The sequence below is a fragment of the Demequina oxidasica genome (genome assembly GCF_000975115.1).
GTDB lineage: Bacteria > Actinomycetota > Actinomycetes > Actinomycetales > Demequinaceae > Demequina > Demequina oxidasica.
The window spans coordinates 33,399-52,933 of the sequence record NZ_BBRE01000001.1 but is presented as its reverse complement, the minus strand read 5'-3'; the positions used below and the strand labels follow the sequence as shown (position 1 = coordinate 52,933).

General features: G+C 63.5%; 17 protein-coding genes. 12 read left to right on the top strand and 5 right to left on the bottom strand.

From position 1 onward, the window contains the following. Positions 1-5: 5 nt before the first annotated feature. The 4 genes from AOP77_RS00260 to pheT all read left to right on the top strand — a co-directional run bounded on the left by AOP77_RS00260 (position 6) and on the right by pheT (position 5,955). Positions 6-1,610 carry a sensor domain-containing diguanylate cyclase gene (locus AOP77_RS00260; protein WP_062207801.1) on the top strand — a complete coding sequence of 535 codons (1,605 nt, stop codon included), beginning with the start codon at positions 6-8 and terminating at the stop codon, positions 1,608-1,610. Positions 1,611-1,677: 67 nt separating this feature from the next. After that, positions 1,678-2,127, top strand: a complete 450-nt coding sequence (locus tag AOP77_RS00255) for a hypothetical protein (RefSeq protein WP_062207798.1) — start codon at positions 1,678-1,680, stop codon at positions 2,125-2,127. A 78-nt stretch (positions 2,128-2,205) separates the two neighbouring features. Further along, the gene (gene pheS, locus AOP77_RS00250; protein WP_062207795.1) at positions 2,206-3,294 is read left to right on the top strand and encodes a phenylalanine--tRNA ligase subunit alpha; all 1,089 of its coding nucleotides are present in this window, start codon (positions 2,206-2,208) and stop codon (positions 3,292-3,294) included. Beyond that, positions 3,295-5,955, top strand: a complete 2,661-nt coding sequence (gene pheT / locus AOP77_RS00245) for a phenylalanine--tRNA ligase subunit beta (protein WP_062207792.1) — start codon at positions 3,295-3,297, stop codon at positions 5,953-5,955. It begins immediately after the preceding gene. A gap of 72 nt (positions 5,956-6,027) precedes the next feature. On the opposite strand, the gene AOP77_RS00240 is transcribed toward pheT, so the two are convergent. The 4 genes from AOP77_RS00240 to AOP77_RS00225 all read right to left on the bottom strand — a co-directional run bounded on the left by AOP77_RS00240 (position 6,028) and on the right by AOP77_RS00225 (position 10,282). Beyond that, a complete protein-coding gene (locus AOP77_RS00240; protein WP_084622045.1) occupies positions 6,028-7,155 on the bottom strand; it encodes a transglutaminase domain-containing protein in 1,128 nt (375 codons plus the stop codon). A 109-nt stretch (positions 7,156-7,264) separates the two neighbouring features. Then, the gene (locus AOP77_RS00235) at positions 7,265-7,885 is read right to left on the bottom strand and encodes a sugar O-acetyltransferase (protein ID WP_201774068.1); all 621 of its coding nucleotides are present in this window, start codon (positions 7,883-7,885) and stop codon (positions 7,265-7,267) included. Further along, the gene (locus tag AOP77_RS00230; RefSeq protein WP_062207786.1) at positions 7,882-8,925 is read right to left on the bottom strand and encodes a hemolysin family protein; all 1,044 of its coding nucleotides are present in this window, start codon (positions 8,923-8,925) and stop codon (positions 7,882-7,884) included. The genes AOP77_RS00235 and AOP77_RS00230 overlap by 4 nt, the downstream gene beginning before the upstream one ends. After that, a complete protein-coding gene (locus AOP77_RS00225) occupies positions 8,918-10,282 on the bottom strand; it encodes a hemolysin family protein (RefSeq protein WP_062207783.1) in 1,365 nt (454 codons plus the stop codon). The genes AOP77_RS00230 and AOP77_RS00225 overlap by 8 nt, the downstream gene beginning before the upstream one ends. A gap of 204 nt (positions 10,283-10,486) precedes the next feature. Between AOP77_RS00225 and AOP77_RS00220 the strand changes: the two genes are divergently transcribed. The 8 genes from AOP77_RS00220 (at position 10,487) to AOP77_RS00185 (ending at position 18,452) form a co-directional block, all read left to right on the top strand. Beyond that, positions 10,487-11,413 carry a hypothetical protein gene (locus AOP77_RS00220; protein ID WP_062207780.1) on the top strand — a complete coding sequence of 309 codons (927 nt, stop codon included), beginning with the start codon at positions 10,487-10,489 and terminating at the stop codon, positions 11,411-11,413. A gap of 169 nt (positions 11,414-11,582) precedes the next feature. Continuing rightward, a complete protein-coding gene (locus AOP77_RS00215; RefSeq protein ID WP_062207777.1) occupies positions 11,583-12,008 on the top strand; it encodes an ACT domain-containing protein in 426 nt (141 codons plus the stop codon). Between the two features lie 587 nt (positions 12,009-12,595). Continuing rightward, positions 12,596-14,455 (top strand): putative bifunctional diguanylate cyclase/phosphodiesterase, encoded by a 1,860-nt coding sequence (locus AOP77_RS00210; RefSeq protein ID WP_236685719.1) that lies wholly within the window; start codon positions 12,596-12,598, stop codon positions 14,453-14,455. 2 nt (positions 14,456-14,457) lie between these two features. After that, positions 14,458-15,021 (top strand): DUF5317 domain-containing protein, encoded by a 564-nt coding sequence (locus AOP77_RS00205; protein WP_062207773.1) that lies wholly within the window; start codon positions 14,458-14,460, stop codon positions 15,019-15,021. A gap of 31 nt (positions 15,022-15,052) precedes the next feature. Next, positions 15,053-16,144: an Rv2578c family radical SAM protein gene (locus tag AOP77_RS00200; RefSeq protein WP_062207770.1), complete on the top strand. Its 1,092-nt coding sequence runs from the start codon at positions 15,053-15,055 to the stop codon at positions 16,142-16,144. A gap of 131 nt (positions 16,145-16,275) precedes the next feature. Beyond that, positions 16,276-17,061 carry a hypothetical protein gene (locus AOP77_RS00195; RefSeq protein WP_152649712.1) on the top strand — a complete coding sequence of 262 codons (786 nt, stop codon included), beginning with the start codon at positions 16,276-16,278 and terminating at the stop codon, positions 17,059-17,061. A 60-nt stretch (positions 17,062-17,121) separates the two neighbouring features. Further along, positions 17,122-17,994 carry a phosphodiester glycosidase family protein gene (locus tag AOP77_RS00190; RefSeq protein ID WP_062207764.1) on the top strand — a complete coding sequence of 291 codons (873 nt, stop codon included), beginning with the start codon at positions 17,122-17,124 and terminating at the stop codon, positions 17,992-17,994. Further along, positions 17,991-18,452 carry a hypothetical protein gene (locus AOP77_RS00185; protein ID WP_062207761.1) on the top strand — a complete coding sequence of 154 codons (462 nt, stop codon included), beginning with the start codon at positions 17,991-17,993 and terminating at the stop codon, positions 18,450-18,452. The genes AOP77_RS00190 and AOP77_RS00185 overlap by 4 nt, the downstream gene beginning before the upstream one ends. Before the next feature lie 18 nt (positions 18,453-18,470). Here AOP77_RS00185 and gnd read toward each other — a convergent pair whose 3' ends face one another. Then, positions 18,471-19,514: a phosphogluconate dehydrogenase (NAD(+)-dependent, decarboxylating) gene (gene gnd / locus AOP77_RS00180; RefSeq protein ID WP_236685718.1), complete on the bottom strand. Its 1,044-nt coding sequence runs from the start codon at positions 19,512-19,514 to the stop codon at positions 18,471-18,473. Positions 19,515-19,535: the final 21 nt, after the last annotated feature.

The window sequence follows — 19,535 nt, the reverse complement described above, 5'->3', positions numbered from 1 at the left end:
AATGCATGAACGTGAGCGGAAGTCGTCGTCCCCGTTCGCTCAGCCGTTCCCGCAGCCTCCTGATCGGGGCAGCGATTCTCATCGCGATTCTGCTAGTGCAGATGATCACGTCCGTCATCGGCGCCGTTGTCGCGCAACGCCAGGCGACCGATGCCGCCAAGGACACCTTCTCCTACGTCGGAGACCTGACCGCGGAACGGGTGTCGCGGTATGCCGCGTCGGGCGAGGAAGTCGTGGGAGCGACGACCGCCGCCATCGAGGACGCGGGAACGATGACGCTCGACGGCGCGGCACATCTCATGTATCTCGCGCTGGATCGTGCCCCCGAGGTCCGCGGCGCTTACGTAGGATTCCCGGATGGCACCTTTGTGTCAGTGAGTCATGCCGGTACTGGCTACACCTCGCAGCGGGTGGAGATCGCTCCTGAGTATCGCGTGACACAGGTGAACTACGACGCCACGTTCTCGCCAATCACCACCGAGGAACTCGACCTACAGTACGACCCGCGCGACCGGCCTTGGTACATCACTGGCGAAGACTCACTCAATACCAATTGGACCGAGCCTTACCTCCTGTTTGACAGTGATGTGACCTTCGCGTCGGTCACTCGTGCGGCGCGAGATTCCAGCAACTTAATCGCCGTAGTGGGTGCGGACCTCGACGTGGACCAGATGGCGACCGTGCTTGACAATCTGCCGTTGGGCGACGGTGCGGAAGCCTTTGTGCTGTCACCTGACCGCAAGGTGATAGCCGCGCCGTCCGACTACCGTAACCAACTGCGAGCGACCGCTGGGCTCAAGGGAGAGGTGCCGCTGGCGAGCGACATTGGCGTGGGCTCTGAAGCCGTGGCAACGTCCTACGCGGACGGGGACGTCTTTGGGAGGGACGGCGGACGGCTCACTCTGGAGCGTGGTTTCCGCAAGAGCGAGGGGTTGGACTGGATTCTTCACCTTGAGGCGGAGGAGAGTCAGCTATCCCCGGGACTGGACCGTCTGCAATTCACGATCTATACGATTACCGCGTTCTCCGCGTTGATGGTGTTTGCGGTCGCCGTGCTGATGTACCGCATGTGGCGTCCTCTACGCCGCCTCAGCGTGCGGGCCCGCACCGACCAGTTGACAGGGCTGGCTAATCGCCATGAGTACCGCTCGCGCGGAGCGAGGCTACTGCGACGGGCGCAGGCTCGAGGCGAGGTGGTGGTAGTGGTCGTCTTTGATATTGACAACTTCAAGGCGCTGAATGATGACCTGGGTCACGATGCGGGTGACATTGCGCTGACCATCGTGGGAGATGCATTGGTAGCGGCTTCGCGGGAGAGCGACGCAGTGGCGCGATTGGGCGGCGATGAGTTTGTGATCATGCAGGTGGTTCACGGCGTTGAGTCGGTCCCAAGCGTCGTGGAACGCATCCGCGAGACAGTGGAGCACACCGTGCGCGTGCAGGCGCCCGGTGGCGAGTTGGTGGGGCTCACGGCCGGTTACTCGCTGACGTACCCTGACCTATTTGACTTGGACATACTGATGGCGAGGGCGGACGCAGCGCTGGTGGCGGGCAAGCGCACCGCGAAGGGCGTCACCTACGCGTATGAGCGTCCGGACGACTTGTCCTGACCTCACGCAACATTGCGGACACATGCACGAGGTATTCTCGCCACATTCACATGTGAGGGAGCAAGAGATGGACAACGTCCAGAAGTTGGACATTGAGGGCGCGCGCGACACCGTCGAGGTGGACGGCGTCTTTGGCGTGTTTTATAGGATTCGGGTTGGCGGCGAGGTCGTCAGGCGCGGCAAGGGCGGCTGGGACGTGCCGATGCGCAACGGCAGCACATCAAAACTGACGTCTCGTGGGATCGTGCCCGGCTTTCAAAAGCTCTACCTCGACAACACGCCCATCTACGCGATGGGGGCGCACGTCGACCTCGGCATGCGAATCCTCATGTTCCTGCCGTTCGTGCTGATTTTGGTCAACTACCTGCTCGGCTTCTTGCTCGCGCTCATTCTGTTCTTCATGAACATTTCCATAGTCAAGAATCCCCACATGCCAAGGCCCGTGCGCATCATTCTGCTCGTGGTCAACACGCTCGCGGGTGGGTTGATGCTGTTCCTGCTGGCAGGGCTGCTCTAGCCCTACGCTCGCTCCACAGTGGGGCTCTGTGCGCCAGGTAGGATTGTCGGGACTTCTTAAGCCACCTGGAAAGCAGACATGACTGACCTGTCACCATTGGACGCCGCGGGCGTCTCCGCTGCCGTTGAGGAGGCGCTCGCCGCCTTTGCCGCAGCGAGCACACTCGAGGACCTCAAGGAAGCTCGCCTGGCTCACACCGGCGATAAGGCTCCCATCTCGCTCGCGAACCGCCAGATTGGTGGGCTCGAGCCCGCCGACAAGGCCGCGGCAGGCAAGAACATGGGCATGGCGCGTGGGCGCATGAACAAGGCCATCGAGTCGCGTCAGAGCGACCTGGAGGCCGAGCGCGACGCCCGTGTGCTGGTCGAGGAGGCCGTGGACGTGACGCTGCCCGTCGAGCACGCGCTCGTCGGCGCCCGTCACCCGCTCGAGACACTGCAGGAGTCGATGTGTGACGTGTTCGTCGCCATGGGCTGGGAGGTTGCCGAGGGGCCCGAACTCGAGGCTGAGTGGTTCAACTTTGATGCTCTCAATTTTGACCCCGATCACCCGGCGCGAGAGATGCAGGACACGTTCTTCATCGATCCGCCTGAGTCGGGTCTGCTACTGCGCACCCACACGTCGCCCGTGCAGATCCGCGCGGCGCTGGCCCGCAAGGAGGCGCTCGAGGCCGAGGGTCGCGGCATCTACGTGATTTGCCCCGGCAAGACGTTCCGCACGGACGAGCTCGACGCGACCCACACGCCCGTGTTCCATCAAATCGAGGGCCTGGCTATCGACAAGGGCCTCACCATGGCTCACTTGAAAGGCACGCTCGACTTCTTCGCGCGTGCGATGTTCGGCCCCGATGCTGTGACGCGCCTGCGTCCGTCCTACTTCCCGTTCACGGAGCCGAGCGCGGAGATGGACCTGCGCTGCTTTGTGTGTGGAGGCGAGGACACCGCCTGCCGCACGTGCTCCGGCACCGGTTGGATCGAGTGGGGTGGCTGCGGCATGACGCACCCGAACGTCCTGCGTGCAGCGGGAATTGACCCCGATGAGTACACCGCCTTTGCCTTTGGCATGGGTGTTGAACGGACGCTGATGTTCCGCCACGGAGTCAAGGACATGCGTGACATGGTCGAGGGCGATATTCGCTTCTCGCAGCAGTTTGGGGTGGAGATTTAAATGCCTAAGGTACCGCTGAGTTGGCTCGCAGAGTCCGTTGACCTCGTTGACGGATCCTCCGCCGAGGATGTTGCCGCCGCGCTCGCGCGCGTGGGGCTCGAGGAAGAGGGCATCGAAGGCCCTCCCGTCAAGGGCCCGCTGGTGGTGGGCCGCGTGCTGTCGCTGGTCAAGGAGACCGCGAGCAACGGCAAGACCGTGAACTACTGCCGCGTGGATGTAGGCGGGCACAACGACGAGCCCATCACCGAGGGCTACGACAACGTCGGCCAGGTAGAAGGCAAGGGACCGGACGCCGGCCACTTCTTTACCCCCAGCCGCGGAATCGTCTGTGGTGCCCACAACTTTGTCGAGGGTGACTACGTGGTCGTCGTGCTGCCGGGCGCCGAACTGCCTGGACCATTCCCCATCTCGGGTCGCAAGACGTATGGCCACTGGTCGGATGGCATGATCTGCTCCGCCAAGGAGCTGGGCCTGGGTGAGGACCACGATGGCATCATCGTGTTGCAGTCGCCCACCCGGGACGCCGATGCTGAGTTCGGCGGCTTTGCTTTGGCTCACCTCGAGCCTGGCCAGGACGCCATTGAACTGCTCGGACTCGACGAGAACACCATCGAGATCAATGTGACCCCGGACCGCGGCTACTCGTTCTCGATCCGCGGAGTCGCCCGCGAGTACGCGCACGCCACCGGCCAGGAGTTTCGCGACCCGGCTGCCATAGAGACACCGGCAAAGACCTTTGGCGGGTTCTCGGTAGAGATTGACGACCCCGAGCCCGTGCGGGGCAACGTGGGCGCCGACCGCTTCGTCGCGCGCATTGTGCGCGGCTTCGACCCCACCGCGGCAAGCCCTACGTGGATGAAGAGCCGGCTGACCGCATCGGGCATGCGGCCCATTTCGCTGGCCGTCGATGTCACCAACTATGTGATGCTCGAGCTCGGTCAGCCGTTGCACGCGTACGACCTCGCAAAGCTGACGGCGCCGATTGTGGTGCGCCGCGCATCGGCTAGTGGTGACCTGCCGGCGATCTCCACGTTGACCACGCTGGACGACTCCGAGCGCAACCTTGACGGTGAAGACCTGCTGATTTGTGACTCCGAAGGTGGGCGCGGCGCGCGCGCCATCGGAATTGCAGGCGTAATGGGAGGGGCGGATACCGAGGTGTCAGACTCGACCACCGACATCCTGTTGGAGGGCGCACACTTCGACCCGATCACCATCGCGCGCTCGGCCCGCCGTCACAAGCTGGGATCCGAGGCCTCTCGCCGGTTCGAGCGTGGCGTCGACACCCAGCTCGCACCCGTCGCGGTGCAGCGCGCCATCGACCTGCTGACCAAGTTTGGCGGCGGCGAGGTGGACACTCAGGTCACGGATGTTAACGACACCGTCGCCCCCACCCCCATCGAGATGCGCGTGGACTTCCCCGGGTCGATTGTGGGAGTGGAGTACACCCGGGCTGGCGTCATCGGTGCTCTTGAGCAGGTGGGCTGCACGGTCAAACTGTTCGAGGCGCTGTCCGAGCCGGACTCGTTGACCGTTACGCCGCCCACGTGGCGTCCCGACCTCACTGACGCGATCAACCTGGTCGAAGAGGTCGCGCGGCTCCACGGATTTGAGAACCTGCCATCGGTGCTGCCCACCCCTCCGCCCGGTCGCGGCTACACGCACTCGCAGAAGGTGCGCAAGTCCGTCGCGCGCGGTCTTGCTGATCGCGGGCTAACACAGGTGCTGACCTACCCGTTCATCTCGGAACAGCGCCTGGACGACATGCTGATTCCGGATGGCGACCCGCGTCGCGAGGTGGTGCGCCTGGCTAACCCGCTGAGCGCCGAGCTTCCACTGATGCGTACGTCGCTGATCCAGTCGCTCGTGGATGCGCTCAAGGTGAACCTGGGCCGTGGCGCCCAGGATGTTGCCATCTACGAGGTGGGTCGCGCCTACCGTGCCAGCAACATCGGCCAGGTGGCGCGCACCTTCTCCGGTGACGCCATCACGCCTGACGACGTCGAGGCACTCAACGATTCGCTGCCCATGCAGCCGCGTCGCGTGGGTGGACTCATGACTGGCCAGCGCACGCCGTCCGGCTGGCACGGTGCCGGTGCGCCGTTCGACTGGACCGATGCTCTAGCCGCGGCTCAGGCGGTCGCGCAGATGGCTGGGGTCACGATTGTGGCGTCCGCCGAGGCTCACATGCCGTGGCATCCGGGCCGATGCGCCACGTACCGCCTCGTTGACGGAACCTTTGTGGGTCACGCGGGCGAATTGCACCCCAAGGTGCTGGAGACCCTTGGTCTGCCTTCCCGCACGGTTGCCTTCGAGATGATCCTGGACCCGATGGTCGAGTTCCGTGAGGGGCAGATCACTCTGGCCGATGCCGTGAACGCCCAGCCGCTCGCCAAGGAGGACTTCGCGTTTGTCGTCGCCTCCGACGTGGCCGCGGGAGATCTCGTGGCGTGCGTGAGGCGCGCCGGGGGAGACCTAGTGGAGGACGCGCGAGTGTTCGACGTCTACGTGGGCGAGCAGGTGGGTGAGGGCAAGAAGTCTCTCGCCGTTGCCGTGCGCATGCGTGCTGAGGACAAGACGCTGTCTGCCGAGGACGTCCTCGAGGTGCGCAAGGCGATCATTGCCGCTGCGGAGAGTGAATTTGAGGCAGTGCTGCGCTAGCTGACCTGCAGCCCTGATTTTTAGGGACCCAGAGGGGCACCCCAGCGGCCCCAACGGAGTGCTGCTGTGCACTTAACTCGCGAAGTTACCCATATTGGCGTCGACGACCCAATCCGAATCGTGCGTGCGTGAAGCGAGGATGGGAGCGTCGTCGCGCAATAGCAAATAGTCGTGGCTCAGTTCGTCGCCCGAGTCATCCCAGGTGGTGTCTACTAGCAGCCACTCGCCGTCGATCAGGACCTTGTTCCACGCGTGATTGCCACCGGTAGCGCCGGCACTGTCGGATCCTGTCACTTCCACAGAGGTGAGGCCCACGGCGGCGGCCATTGCGTTGAACGCTTGCGCGTAGCCGTTGCACACTGAGGTGCCGTTGACCAGCAATCCGTATGCCTCCTGAGATTCCTGGACTCGAACGGTACTTTGCTGGGCATTGATCTCATCGAACGCCGCGTAGTCATACGTGCCGACGTTCACGATGTAGTCGTGGATAAGCCGAACCTTTTCCTCGTCTGAGGTGGCTGAGCTCGCGCCCGATTGCGCGACGCCGGACGCGACGGCGTGCATGGTGGCGGCTCTGCGGCGGTCGCCCTCGTCGCGGTCGTACGGGTAGTCGGGCTCAACAGTGACGGTGCCACCGTGGTCAAACACCGTGTAGGCAGCGGAATAGATGTACGGATTCTGTGTCATCGCTTCGCTCATGGCATCGGTCAGGGAGTCCGTCCCGTTCACGCGAGCCCAGTGGGTCACGTCGATGTGGCTCTGCTGCGCGATCATTCCGCGCTCCAGGTAGGTGACGAGTTCGGTGGAGCCGAAAGTCGGGTAGTCCACGTCGACGCCATTCGGCTTAGTCGCGTCAGCGACTGCTGACGCGACCTCGCTCACTGCCGGCGCCACTTCTGCGCGGTTGACGTAGGAATAGCCGCCGACAGCTACGGCGATGACGGTGAGAAGGACGAGTGCGCGTCTGCCTCGCCGGGGCTTGGGTGGCGCCGCGCTCAAGGAGTAGGACCGAAGAGAAGTGTCCGCCCGGTCGTAGGTAGGAGCAACGACACCGGTTTCGATGCGCGTGAATCGATTACGTGTGCGTGCAGTCCAGCGTGAGCCGTCCCAGTAGCGCTCCAGGTCCGTCTCGCTCGGGTCGGGCATCCATCCGGCAGGGGGAAGCCGGGGGGAGTGGGCGCGTGATTGTTGATAGGACATGCTCGCCGCCCGCCTGGGGCGGCACCCTTAGCTGCCCCGCTCGTGCACCAGACTAGCGACATGTGCCGACATCCGGTGGCATGAGTAGGGTTATTGCACCAACGGGTGCTTACAGTTCCCGAAGCACCTTTGCGGGATTCCCGCCCGCGATGACGCCAGGCGGCACGTCCTTGGTGACGACGGAGCCCGCGCCCACAATCGAGCCGCGCCCGATGGAGACACCGGGGCAGATCACCACGGACCCGCCCAGCCATACATCGTCCTCGATGGTGATGGGCAACCCAATCTCCCACCCAGCACGGCGTAGGTCGAGATCCGCGGGGTGGTTGGGGGTGTAGAGGCGCGCATCGGGCCCAATGAGTACGTTGTCGCCAATGGTGACAAGACCGCCGCCCAGCACCATGAAGTCGGTGTTGATGAAGACGTTGCTTCCCAGGCGCACGCGCTCTTGATACTCGATCGAGAACGGGGGACGGAAGTCCAGGCCGGGACCACACTCATCCAGCAGGTCGGTGAGTAACTGCGTCGCTTGAACGGGGTCCACAGGGTAGAGCTCGTTCAAGCGTTGACACGTGCCCTTGGTGATGCGCTGGGCGTCGGCGAGTTCCGGGCCGGCGCGGTACTTGAACCACTCACCGGCGAGCATCTTTTCGCGGTCGCTCCGGGTGGGATCCTCGACAGGATTGGTGCGGCCTGCGGCTTTGCCGTTGGGCAGGGGAGTTGTGGTCATGACACGATCGCCTGTCCCGCGTCCACGACCTCGCCCACGAGCCGCTCCACGACGTCTTCAAGCATTGCGGTGCCGATGACGTCCTCGCCATCGGTTACGAGCGCAATATGGGTTCCCTGGGCCTGCATGGACGACAAAGCCGAATCCAGACGCTCATCGGCGGAAATCGTCACCAGTGGCCGCACGGCATCGGCCGGTAGCGACTTGGTGGCGCCCCCGCGCGGCACTGACACGAAGTCCTTGAGGTGAACGTAACCCACGATGACGCCGCCGTCGTCCTCGAGCGGGAAGCGTGAGAACCCGGTCTTGACGCAAAGACGCTGCGCCTGCTGAGGCGTGGCTCCCACGGGCAGGGTGATCAGATCCTCGCGGGGCACCATGACGTCGCGTACAGTCTCGAAGCCCAGTGTGAGGGAACCGCTCAGCACCCGGTGCTCAGCCTCGTCCAGCAAGCCCTCGGCACGAGACTGCGCAATGAGCCCGCCTACCTCGTCTGCGTCAAAGGTGGACGCAACCTCGTCTTGTGGGTTGACGCGCAGCATCTTCAGCACCAGGTTCGCGATGGCGTTGAGTAGCCAAATGACGGGCTTCAGGACCGTGACGACCACGTACAACGGCGGACCTAGGATGAGCGCGGTGCGCTCAGGTCCCGCGATGGCGAGGTTCTTGGGAACCATCTCGCCCAGCACCATGTGCAGGAAGACCACAAGGGCTAGCGCGATGGTGAAGGCCACCCCGTGCAACCAGGCGCCGGACACGCCGATGGCCTCCAGCGGCACCTCGAGCAGGTGAGCGATGGCCGGCTCTGCGATTGCTCCCAGGCCAAGCGAGCACATAGTGATGCCCAGTTGGGCCCCGGCCATCATCATGGACACGTGCTCCATGCCGCGAATGGTGAGCCTAGCTGAGCGCGATCCCGCGGCGGCGCGGGGCTCGATCTGGGTGCGCCTAGCGGAGATGAGCGCGAACTCGGCGCCCACAAAGAAGGCGTTGCCAAGTAGTAGCGCGATAGCGATGGCGATCGCGGTGAAGTCACTCATCGTCACCCTCCTCTCGCTCGAGGACATCGAGCATCACGCGATCCACTCGGTGACCATCGATGCGCGTGACCTTCAGGGTCACCGTGACAGGGCGTGCCAGACCATCGGAGTCGCGGTCTGTCTCGTCGCGAGCCTCGAGTTCGATGAGGTCGCCGCGCACGGGAAAACGCTCGAGGTGCTCGGTGAGGAAACCGCCCAGGGTGTCGGACTCATCGGCCTCGGGAAGCTCCAGCCCCGCTATCTCACCCGCCTCGTCGGGTCGCAGCAGACCTGACAATGACCATCGACGAGGCCCAATCTTGCGGTGCCGGCTCACGGGAAGGTCTTGCTCATCCTCGATCTCGCCCACGATCTCCTCGACTAGGTCCTCAAGAGTAATGACGCCATCGGTGCCGCCGTACTCATCAACGACGACAGCCATCTGCACACCACCTCTCAGTTGTTCGAGCACCGCGTTCAGCGGCATCGAAGACGGCACCGCTGCGATGGGCATCATGATGTCCGACATGCGAGTGGACTTGCGGGAGCGGGCGGGAACAGAAAGCGCCCGCTTGAAGTGCGCCACGCCCACAATGTCGTCTACGCCCTCGCCACGGATAGGAAAGCGGGCATGCCCGGTCTCCGAGGCAAGGTGAAGGAGGTCAGTGACCGTGTCGTCGGCGTCTACAAAATGGAGTCGCGGACGGGGAGTCATGGCGTCTGATGCTGTGCGTTCACGCAGTTCGGCCGCGCGGGACAGTCGCTGGGCCACGTGGGGTTCTAGGGTGCCGCGTTCGCCAGACCGTGCTGCCAGAGATTCAAGTTCCTGAACCGAACGTGCCGACGCCAGTTCCTCGCGGGGCTCGACGCCAAGCGCGCGCACGATGCCGTTGGCGGAACCATTCAGCACACGAAGGAGGGGTTGCGCGAGCCAGGTGAAGCCGCGTTGGAAGCCCGCCACCATGCGTCCGGCGCGCATCGGCTCAGCAATGGCCCAGTTCTTGGGGACCAATTCGCCGAACACCATCTGTGTCACGGTGGCGATGATGAAGGCAAAGGCAAGCGACACGGCGAGCGTGGAGCCCTCGGGCACGCCCAGAGCCGCAATGGGCCCTTCGAGTAGCGTCGCAATCGATGGCTCGGCAATGAACCCCACCAAGAGTGAGGTCACGGTGATACCGAGTTGCGCACCCGAGAGCTCAGTCGAGAGCTTCTTGAGGCCGGCTTGCAAGGACACGGCCCGTGCGTCGCCCTCGCCCGCTCGCTTGTCGACAGATGCGCGGTCGACTGTGATGAACGCGAATTCGGCGGTCACAAACAGCGCATTGGCCCCGATGAGGAGCAGTGTGAGCACTAGAAGTAGCCAGGCGGCGGTCATGCGGGGGCCTCAAGTGTCACTAGTGATGAAAGGTGGGGGAGCGTGAGGCGGTCGTGCTGAGCACCGCTCCCACGCTTGTGACTGTGCGCGTCGGGCATGGGTCTACTTTAGGCGAAGAGGCGCCGGACGCTAACTCGCGTGGCTGTGCGCCGCCCAGCAGTCGGGGCAAAGGTGCCTGGGTGAAGTTGTGGGTAGCCTTTCCTCATGACTCAGCAGCCCGTCGCCGACGACCAGTTCGTCCTCAACGCGGGGCGCTCGGGTCCCTTTGTTCTCATCGAGCCCAAGCACGTGCCCTGGTACGGCGCTCTCGTCGTGGGCTCGGCTCTGCTGGCCTGGCCCATCGCAAGCAGCTGGCAGCCGCTCGGGTTCGTGGGCACGCTGACATTCATCACCGTCCTAGTGGCGCTCATTGTGGCCGGCTACTACCGCACCAAAGCCTATTTGGGCTGGCGCGCAAGCGAGGTCTACTTCACGGTGACGCACGCTGCCCTCACCGGGTGGCACGGCACGCATGACTCGCGCCGCGCGGTGGCGACCTTCGCCACGGGCGAGACACTGGCCGTCGCATCGGACACCCGCACCGCCGTCCCGCGTCTGGTGGTCTCTGCCGCAGGTGAGAGTCTCATCCTCGGCCCTCTATGGGGGATCTACCCGCAGGAGTACGAGCGGTGGCGAACGTGGGTCGAGTCCCACGGCTGGACGGTGAACGACACCTACATTGAGGATCCCAACTCCACACGCGCGCGACCCCTACGGGTCGCCGATGCCTGGGTTGAGTTTTCCCCGCAGGACGACGCCGCGCAGTTCGTGTTTGGAATACCTGCGGGACCGGATCGTGCCAGCGCGCGCGCTGGGGGTCGTGATGACTGGCTGCCGGCCAAGAACCCCAAGCACGTGGGGGCTTTCACCTCGACCCTCCCGGGCGCGCAAGTGACAGCCATCGCCGCGCGCCTAGGCGACATCGATACTGAGGCGACGGTCACCGAGTTCGGAGGCGTGGCATCGGCCGCGGAAATCCGTCAGGGAGAAGTGATCGCCGACCTGAACTTCGCGGAGGACGTGGACGCCGTGGCCGTCTCGCATACGGCCGATGGCAGGGTGGAGTTGCGCTTCCGCCGCACCCCAAAATAATTGGTACTTCAGCCTACGCTGCACGCTGAGCAGGGGACGCGTGGGTGCCGATGGCCACTGGTCGCGCCAAAGCTCGACAAGGAAGTGCCGCCAGCGATGGCCATGGCAGTGACGGGTGGATAACGGAGCCCCGGTCTTGTCGGTAGTCCGGGATCGATAGTCTGTCGGCATGTCAGGTGAGGCCGATCTACGGGTGCTGCTCGCGAGTATGCAACCGCGACTGGACACTGCGGTGTATGTCTGGGCAAGTGTCGATTCGGCAAGCGTCGCGAATGAGGTTGTCGCTGCCGCAGTGGTCACTGTCCGTGAGGATGAGGGGCTCACGCTTGTCCTCGAGTCCTCCATAGCTGAGGCTTACGGCCTCAAGTGTGAGTATCCCAGCGCGAGGATCACTCTCGAGGTCCACTCAGCGCTCGAAGCCGTGGGGCTGACGGCGGCCTTCGCTGCCGCGCTCGGCGATGTAGGCATCAGCGCGAACGTCGTCGCGGGATATCACCATGACCACATCTTTGTTCCCTGCGAACGAGCGGACGACGCCATGATGGCGCTACGCCAACTTTCCGCGGCGTCGGCGCTGAGGGCACGCAACCCATAGACGCTCGTCCACGAGGCATTCGGTGATATGTCGACGTTGATGAGGGCTCCCGGTCAAGAATATTGGTCAAACTTACAACGTCACGACGCGGTTACGAGGCCCTTTGGTGGTGGCAAATCGCCGACAAATGGGGGAGTATGAAGGCAGGCCGCTACCAGGCGACCTGCGTTACCGGGGGCAATGGCCGGCCAATGAAGTCCAGCAGTATCCTGACGCACTCAGCACGTCAGGTTGGACCCGATCCTTGTCTCCGTTTTTCAATTAAGGAGAGCAAGATGAACAAGTGGAACCTCTTTCAGAACAGCAAGGTTGTACGGGTAACCGCTAGCGCGGGAACCATCATCGCTGTCGTCGCAGTTGTCGGCGCCGGCTATAAGTGGAACTAGTTTCAATCAGTGCGGGAGGGCGGCGCGAGCATGCGTAGTTTCGCGGCGCCCTCCCGGCTCAATCTGTACCTCTCGGCGGTCGGTGCCTTAGGTGTCGCTGGGATAGTTTTCGCTCTTGTTTCTACCTCCTGGTCATCGTTAATCCACGAGGTTGTTTTTTGGCCAACGATCTTCCTGGCAGTCGGTGCGATCGCCGGCGAATTGAAGCCAATTGCACTAGTTCGCGGTGGTGCCGAGCCACGAACCCTCTCCACTTCGACCCCCTTTATTTTGGCGCTCATCGCCGTCGCTGGGGTCGGGGTCGCCGTCCTCGTACAAGCAATTGCGAGCATCGCGGACGACGTTATTCGCCGCCGTGAGTTCAAAAAGTCGCTCTTCAATACCGCCCAATATGGACTGAGCGTCGTGTGCGCGAGCGCGGTCTATTCGTGGATGTCGGGGAATCCGTTCCTCGCGGTCCCCTCGGGAGTCGAGCCAAAAGACATCATCGCGCTTCTCGTCGCCGGCGTCGTGATGGTCAGCGTCAATTGGCTGCTCGTGACGACAGTCGTCTCGATCGCTGCCGAGTTGCCGTTTTGGTCTGTCCTGAGGGACGACGCACAAAGTTCAATCGTCACGCACATCGTGTTGCTCAGCGTCGGAGGCATCGCAGCACTCGTCGCCGCGGATGGCCTAGTCGCACTCATGCTCTTGGCGGCACCGGTTGTTGCCGCTCATCTCTTTGCGGCGTCCGCAGCCCGGCACGCCCACGACGCGACTCACGATGCGCTGACTGGACTTGGCAACCGGGGTCAGGCCAACTACGAACTACGCGGGGCGCTTCGCGAGGCGCGCCAGTCGGATGACGACGGGCCAGGTTTTGTGTTCCTCGACCTCGACCACTTCAAAGACTTCAACGATGCGCTGGGGCACCCCGTGGGGGACAAGATTCTGTGCGAGGTTGCAGAACGACTCAAGGCAGCCACCCCTGAGCACTCCTCCGTGCACCGACTCGGGGGCGATGAGTTTGCCGTCGTGGTCCGCGGTGGCGTCGGGGAGTCGACGCAGGTGGCCCACGACCTCGTAGCCTCACTCGACGCACCCATCAAGGTCGATGACCTTGAATTGCTCGTGCGCGTCAGTGCCGGAGTGGCCGTGGCACCCATGCACGGCACCGATGTTGAGACGCTGATGAAGAACTCGGACATCGCGCTGTACCGCGCCAAGGTAGAGCGAGACCAGGTCAGCATGTACTCGCACGAGTTTGATGTGAACAGCGCTGAACGCCTGCAACTTCTGGTTGACCTGCGTGCAGCTTTGGATTCGCGACAGCTTGAGGTCGTCTACCAGCCGCAATTCAACCTCGCGGATCGACGAATGGTGGGAGTCGAGGCCCTGGTGAGGTGGAATCATCCGACGCGCGGCACGGTGTATCCAGACGAATTCATTCCACTGGCGGAGAGCTCGGGGCTCATCTTCCCACTGACGGCCTTTGTGCTTGATGAGGCATTGAGCCAGTTGGCTCGGTGGCGTGCGTCGGGCTACTTCATGCGGATGGCGGTTAATCTTTCCGCTCGCCACCTCTCGGACTTGGCGCTGCCAGAGCGGGTCGCCGAGGTTGCGGACCGACATGGAGTCTCCTTGGGCTCCCTGGTGCTCGAGGTGACGGAGACCGGGATCATGTCGGATCCAGTCCGCGCCGACCTGGTGATTCGAGCATTGCGAGAGCGTGGCGTCGCAATCGCGATCGACGACTACGGAACGGGCAATGCCTCGCTCAGTTATCTCAAGCGACTGGAGATCGACGAACTCAAGGTTGACCGGTCCTTTGTCAGCAACATCGGTGCGGATCACCAAGACCTCGTCATTGTGCGGTCCACTATTGCACTCGCGCTGGCGCTGGGGTTACGCGTCGTGGCCGAGGGCATTGAAGATGAGTCCACCGCGGTCTCGTTGCAGGAACTCGGCCGGGTGGTGGGACAGGGGTACCACCTGGGTCGCCCCGCCTCACCCGACGTCATCGAAGCGATGCTTGATACTGAGCGTCAAACACTGGGCACGCACAAGAATGCGGAGTCCTGACCATGCTTGTTGTCGCGCTGTGTGTGATCGCGGTCGTCTCGCCACTGGTCGCCTTGCGTTGGCCCGCGGGGTTGCTCTTGCATCGGTGGCGATGGCCGCTGCTGGTCTGGGCCGTCTTGGCGTTCCAGGTGGTGGTGCTCGAGGTGTCCATGCCAACCGGTCTCGCGGCCGTGCTTCATGTGCTGACGTATGTCGCAGCCATCGGCTTCCTATGGATGAACCGCAGCATCGCGGGCGTCTGGATTGTCGCGGCCGGGTCGCTCCTCAACGGAGTTGTGATCGCGCTGAACGGAGGCACCCTGCCCGCAAGCGCATCGGCCGTGGCCTCCGCTGGTCTCGATCCCGATATGGCGTTCGCCAATTCGGGCATTCTTGAGGATCCTGTCTTGCCGTGGCTAGGCGACGTGTTCGCCTGGCCTGCGCCTATGCCGCTCGCGAACACCTTCAGTGTGGGGGACGTGCTGATTGTGGCTGGAGTGTTCGTGGCGGCGTGGACAGGTACGCGCCGGCTCGGTGCTGGCTCTGGTGCCACTGCAGAGAACGCCGACACGCCGCACCACGCTTGACCGAACATCGAACACGTGTTCGAATGGGCGTATGCGTTGGCAGACACAGGAACTCACGACGGAACGGGCCGATGCGCTGCCAGGGTTGGCCAAGTTATCTAACCTCGTGAGGTCCGTGCAGACGCCGGGCTTCGAGGGTGTGACGTTCCACGAGGTGGTCGCTAAGTCTGCCCTCAACAAGGTGGGCGCCAGTAGCGCGGTCCCCTTCACGTGGACCATCAATCCCTATCGCGGATGCAGTCACGCCTGCGTTTACTGCTTTGCGCGCACCAGCCATAAGTACCTGGAACTGGACGCCGGGCAAGACTTTGATAGCCAGGTGATCGTCAAGGTCAACGTCGCCGAAGTCCTGCAGCGCGAACTCGCGCGCAAGTCCTGGACCCGCGAACCCGTGGCCTTGGGCACCAATACGGACCCCTATCAACGAGCCGAGGGCAAATACAAGCTCATGCCAGGCATCATCGCAGCGCTCGCAGACTCTGGTACGCCCTTCAGTATCCTGACAAAGGGAACGTTGTTGCGCCGCGACCTGCCGCTGCTGACGGAGGCAACCAAGACCGTCGACGTGGATGTCGCGATGTCGATCGCAATCTTCGATGACGACCTGCAGAAGTCCGTGGAGCCGGGGACGCCGTCTACTGCAGCTCGACTGGCAACCGTCAAGGCGGCACGGGACGCGGGCCTCAACGTGTCGGTGTTCATGATGCCGGTGCTGCCGTTCCTGACCGACAGTGAGGAGCATCTCGATAGCGCGCTCCAGCGGATTAAGGAGGCGGGCGCGACGTCGGTGACCTACAGCGGGCTTCACCTGCGCCCCGGGGTTAAGGAGTGGTACGCGCAGTGGTTGGGGCGTGAGCGTCCAGAGGTGCTGCCGCGTTATCGCGAGATGTACGGCGACGACTCCTACGCCCCCAAGGAATACAGGCGCTGGCTCGCCGCGCGCATCAAGCCGCTGATCGCTAAGCACGGGCTAGAGCGAGCCGAAACCGATGCGAACACCGGGGGAGCCGCGTCGTCGCCTCCCCGTCGAGCAGAATTTCGCGACGCAAACGGTGAGCTCCCGGCCCGCGCGACTGCCTCGAGCAACCTCACCGAGCGTGAGCTTGCCGCGACGCTGTTCTAGCCGGGCCCAGGAACGGTGCTCGTGAGCGCCTGACGCGCGCCTGTGGATAACTCTGGGGCCCGTTCTGTCAACCTCCCTATGCTGACTCACGAAAGCACCGAATGACCAACGACGATCGTGAGGAAGCACCCATGCCCGACAACGTCCCACCCCCGATGCCGCCGTCCGCCAAGCAGTCGATGGATCCAGAAGCAGTTCCCCCACAAGCACCCACGGCGCTCAATCGCCGCAGGTTCAGTGTTGTCGCCATCGTGCTGTTGGCGGTTTCAGTCGTGATTCTGCTCACCGTCGCTATTGCAGTCGCGCTCGGCTTCGCGCGGTCTGGCTCGGAGGAGTCCGAGGGGACAGCCGCGGCACCGAATCAACCGACCGAGGACCTCGAGACGGAAGTCGACACGGGAGTCGACGGTGAGGCCGCGCCCGCACCGATGGCCGATCCTGTGGAGGTTTCAGGCACGGACGTGACGCTGATCGATGGTGTGGTGTCGTCGCAGTGCTTCGACTATCAAGTCCCGACCTACGGTGAGCACGAACTGAACCGGGCTTCCAGCGCGTGCGCCTCGTCTATTCGTCTCGCTGGCGGCGACTCCCTTTCCGAGATCAACGTCAACGCACAGGTCAACACCGGATCCCTTGACGAGCTGGCAGCGGACGTCAATGAGTTCCTGGTCGGCTCAGGGCTGGAGGAAAATGCCCGCATCGACACGGTGGCCGGACGAGAGTGGGTGGTCGCCGATGCCGTTGATAACTACGGTTTGCCGATGGCCATTTATGAGACTGATATCACGGACGCTGGCCTCGTCTACGAAGGTGATCCCCTCACCTCAATCTTCATCTCCGGACACAATGGAGATCCCGCGGTAGCCGACGAACTGCTCGACCTGGTGGAGTCCATAGACATTGCAGGTCTCGACTGATGGCGCTTGCGGGGAGGGTGGGGTGCGGGTGAGCACCTCGCAGTCCGGCACACTTGAGTCATGAACTTCCGCGTCTCGTCTCGGCTCGTCGTCGGAGTGGTGCTGGGGGCAGGCATATTGGTGACGTCCGGGTGTAGTACGGACGATCCCGCGCCGCCGCCGGCTGTGGGACCGACGGTCAGCACCTCCCCGGTGCCGTCCGCGGAGGCGACGGGCGAGGCAACCGCCCCCACGCCATCGGCCAGTCAGGTCGAGTCCTCCGTCGACGCGCGAGTCATCGATCATGCGAACAATCGCTACTTGGTGGTGACATTGCCGCTCGATGAGTGGGACGTTCGGGTTGACTGGAACCCCGAGGACGAGGGCACGATGCTGCGCGATGTTGTCGCACAAGATTCCACGGTGGCGGTCGCCACCAACGGTGGAATTTTCACCGACCAGTTGGTGCCCGGGGGTCTGTTGGTCAGCGGCGGTGAGGAGCTGGTGGGTCTCAACCTCAACGACGGCGGCGGTAACTTTCACCTCATGCCCAACGGGGTGTTCGCGGTGATGGTCGACGGAACTGCGACCGTCGTGAACTCCGTGGAGTATGAGCCGACCGGGGTCGAGTTTGCGACCCAGTCGGGGCCTGCCTTGCTACTCAACGGCGAGGTGCACCCCGAGTTCAACGAAGGTTCCACGAATGTGGCATTCCGGTCGGGTGTGGGCGTCAGCCCAGAGGGCGACACGGTGTACCTGGCAATGTCCTGGAGCCTGACCAACTTCCATGACTTCGCGACGCTCTTTCGGGTCGAACTGGGTGTCGACGACGCGCTCTACCTGGACGGCGACATCTCTCGGCTGTGGGTCGACCAGATGGAAGAACCCGGTCCACTCGCGGGGCCCTACGCCGGTGTCATTACCGCGCGCCCGCATGACAAACTGAAGTCATGAGCAACAGCTACACGGCGACCCAGTACAGCTACGAACAGCCGATCGTCTCGGTCGTGGTGCCGCTCACGCTGGTGAGCCTGGTCATCGTATTCATCGCGACGGGGGACGCGACGGCATACATGTGGACGATGGTGCTGAGCCTCCTGCTGGTCGTGGCGCTTTTCTTCATGCCGCTCAAGATCGAGGTCACGGCCCATCAGATCCGTGTGCGGCTCGCGTGGGTGTTTCATCGCGACATTGACTTAGCCGATGTCGTCACGGTGCAGCAGCGCGAATATCACGCGCTGCGGCAATTTGGTGGCTGGGGTTGGCGGATCGGCCGCGACGGGAGCCGCGCCTACACGGTTAAAGGCAACGATGCCGCGGTAGTGACGTTGCGTGACGGGGCCGAGGTCTACCTGGGTGCCCGCGACACGCACGCACTCGCGCAGGCAATCGGCGAGCGCGTACCGACCTGAAGGGCCGTCACCCAAACGTTAGCCGGCGGGCGCGTTCTTCTCGTCGTGACCACCAAAGCCCTTGCGCATTGCGCTGAGGATCTTGTCGGCAAAGTCTTCCTGGAGTTGAGACTCGAAGCGCGAATACAGCGCCGTGGTGAGTACGGGCGTGGGCACACCCTCATCGATGGCCGCGATGGACGTCCACCGTCCCTCGCCGGAGTCTGACACGCGTCCATCAAACTCCTGCAGGTCGGGCGACTCATTCAGCGCCTCTGCCGTGAGATCCAGGAGCCAGGACGAGATCACACTGCCGCGCCGCCACACCTCGGCCACCTGCGCCGTGTCGATGTCGTACTGGTAGAACTCAGGATTCGCGAGTGGTGCTGTCTCAGCATCGGCCGATGCTCCTGCCATGCCCGCATTCGCCTTGCGTAGGATGTGAATCCCCTCGGCGTAGGCGGCCATGAGGCCGTATTCGATTCCGTTGTGCACCATCTTGACGAAGTGTCCGGCGCCATTCGGGCCGCAGTGCAGGTAACCGTGCTCGGCGTTGGTGGGGACCTCAGGTCCGCCGGGGGTGCGAGGCGCGGAGTCCAGGCCGGGAGCAATGGTCTCAAAGATGGGGTTCAGCCGGTTGACCACCTCGGTCTCGCCGCCAATCATGAGGCAGAACCCGCGCTCGAGGCCCCAGACGCCGCCTGAGGTGCCAACGTCCACGTGGTGGATGCCCTTCGCCTTAAGCATGGCGGCGTGGGCGAGGTCGTCACGGTAGTAGCTGTTGCCGCCATCGATCACCGTGTCGCCGGGCTCCAGGACTGCCGCCAGACTCTCCGTGACCTTCTGAGTGATGGTGCCGGCCGGCACCATGATCCACACAGTGCGGGGCGCCTCGAGCTTCTCGATAAAGTCCGACAGTGCGGGGGCGCCCACGGCGCCCTCACTCACCAACTCGGCAATGGCATCGGCGCTCACGTCGTTGACCACCATGTGGTGGCCGTCGCGCATGAGGCGGCGTGAGAGGCCAGCTCCCATGCGCCCAAGTCCCACCATTCCTAATTGCATCGGGGTGTCTGTCGCCATCGTGGTGCCTTTCGCTTGTGT